General features: G+C 66.6%; 2 protein-coding genes and 1 pseudogene. 2 read left to right on the top strand and 1 reads right to left on the bottom strand.

Annotation, left to right across the window (positions count from 1 at the left end; genetic code table 11):
- Positions 1 to 193 (bottom strand): annotated as a pseudogene (locus ACFYW5_RS37855) (hypothetical protein); the annotation flags it as partial.
- A gap of 189 nt (positions 194 to 382) precedes the next feature.
- Here ACFYW5_RS37855 and ACFYW5_RS37860 point away from each other — a divergent pair.
- Entirely contained in the window at positions 383 to 607 is a 225-nt protein-coding gene (locus tag ACFYW5_RS37860; RefSeq protein WP_389421679.1) for a hypothetical protein, read from the top strand.
- 346 nt (positions 608 to 953) lie between these two features.
- On the top strand, positions 954 to 2312 hold a 1359-nt coding region (gene istA / locus ACFYW5_RS37865; protein WP_389421680.1), incomplete at its 3' end, for an IS21 family transposase.

The following is a 2312-nucleotide window of genomic DNA, read 5'->3' on the forward strand; positions in this document are numbered from 1 at the left end:
CGAGTACTTTCTGGGGGCGGCCATGGTCGATGTTCCTCTCATGAGAACCATCTGACCCTCTGTCAACACACTCCGCATCTCGGGGGAACCTCAGCCCGACAGTAAAAGCCTCTCCAGGCTCCAGCCAGTAGTCCTCGCCGTACGGTTCGATGAAGAGACACAGTTCGCTGGCGCCCGAGTTCTTCACAGGCATCCTGCTGCGTCCCACCGGGCCCCCAAAGATTGCCATCCGCACGAAGGTCTACAGAGTAGCCGCGAGGTCCTGTACCACCCCTGGGGGAGCCGTCGAAAGCCCTCACGGGACTTGCGGGACTTGCCTAAGGCGCGATGGACCGCGGCCCAGTGGTGGGCCGGCCAGATCGTGGCGTGCCAACTCGATCCCGTGCACGGAGCGAAGCTGATCTATGAAGAAGCTGCAGCCGAACTCGACTACCCCGACGTGCTGCAACACATCGTTGATCTGGCGAGAGCGCTCGACCTGCCGAACGATCAACCTCCGGACCAGCAGCACATTTGCGACCGGGTCACCTCCGCGGCGCGAGACCTTCTCGCCACAGAAGCGCACCGGAACCACAGCCTTTCAGCTACGTCGCATGACCCACAGTGACCAGTTCACGGAAAGCGAGCCAGAACCTGCGAACGGGCAACAAATGTTCACCACTTCAGGAGGCCCCGCAGCCGACCTTGTTCGCTTTTCCACAACTACTGCGACACAGGGGCGTGGCGCCTGCCGGGTGCTCAGGCCTCGCTCGTCCCTCAGCATCAAGGGGCAGAGCTGCCGACGACTTCCGCCATCTCGCCAGCGGCCTCAGAGGTCAGACGTGACGGCGGCCATGAAAAGCTCCCCGTAGGTGGCCACTTACCGCCCCACTGATGGCCACGGGATTCCCCACGTACGGCCAGATATCTCCCCGCTCGCTATGGACGCATCCCGCTCGGCGAGGCTCGGGCGGGTGAAGAACAGCAGGGAGATCATGGAGATCCTTGAGGCGTACGACCTCACGGGCAGTTACCGCGCCGCGGCCGAGCTGACCGGCGTCGACCACCACACGGTGGCCCGGTATGTGAAGATGCGGGCCGCTGGCCAGCATCCCGACCAGCGCCGTCACCGGGCCCGGGCGATCGACGACTATCTGCCGAAGATCGAGGAACTGGTGGCTCGTTCGCAGGGCAAGATCCGCGCAGACGTGGTGCACAAGAGGATCGTCGCGATGGGCTTCACCGGCGGGGAACGCACCACCCGCCGCACCGTCGCCGAGGCGAAAGCCCAGTTCAGGGCCGGTCGGAGGCGGGTCTATCGGCCGTGGGTGACCGAGCCGGGGCTGTGGATCCAGTACGACTTCGGCGACGGGCCGACCATCGCCGGCCGCAAGACCATCCTGTGGTGCGCCTGGCTGGCCTGGTCCCGGTTCCGGATCGTGATCCCGATCTGGGACAAGACGCTGCCGACGGTCACTTCGTGTCTGGACGCGACATTCCGCCGGATCGGCGGAGTGCCGGCCTACGTCCTGACGGACAACGAGAAGACGGTCACCAACGATCACGTTGCCGGGATCGCGGTCCGCAACCCGGAGATCGTCGAGGTCGCCCGGCACTACGGCACGACCATACGCACGTGTCTGCCGGCGGACCCGGAGACCAAGGGCGGTTCCGAGGCGACGGTTCGCATCGCGAAGGCGGACCTGGTGCCCAAGGACGTCAACCTGCGCGAAAACTACAAGACCTTCGGCGAACTGGAGGCGGCCTGCCGGGCCTTTTGCGACGAGGTCAACTCCCGCACCCACCGGGCGACCCGGCGCAAGCCCGCCGAACGGCTCGCCGAGGAACGACAGCGGCTGCACCCCCTGCCCAGACGGCCGTTCACTGCCGCGTTCGGCACCACCCGGAGGGTGAACTGGGAGTCCACGATCTCGGTCGAAGGGGTTCGCTACTCCGTTCCGCACCAACTGATCGACAGCCGGGTCTGGGCCCGCTTCCATGGCGACGAGCTGATCGTCACCGCGGTCGGTGAGGACGGCTCGGCCCGCGAGGCCGCCCGCCACCGCCGCGGCCAGCCGGGCACTCCGGTCCTGGACGACGCCCACTACCCGCCGCGGGAGAACAAGGAGAACGACCGCACCCCGAAGCCCACTTCAGCAGAAGAGGCTGTCTTCCTCCAGCTCGGTCCCGGGGCAGCATCCTGGTTGGTCGAAGCAGGGGCGTCCGGGGTCCGACGCGTCAAGGCGAAGATGGCCGAGGCCGTCGCCCTGTCGAAGCTCTACTCGGTGGCCGAGGTCGACCGGGCCCTGGGCACCGCCGCGGTCACCGGCCGG

The sequence above is a fragment of the Streptomyces sp. NPDC002779 genome (genome assembly GCF_042888685.1).
Classification (GTDB): Bacteria; Actinomycetota; Actinomycetes; order Streptomycetales; family Streptomycetaceae; genus Streptomyces.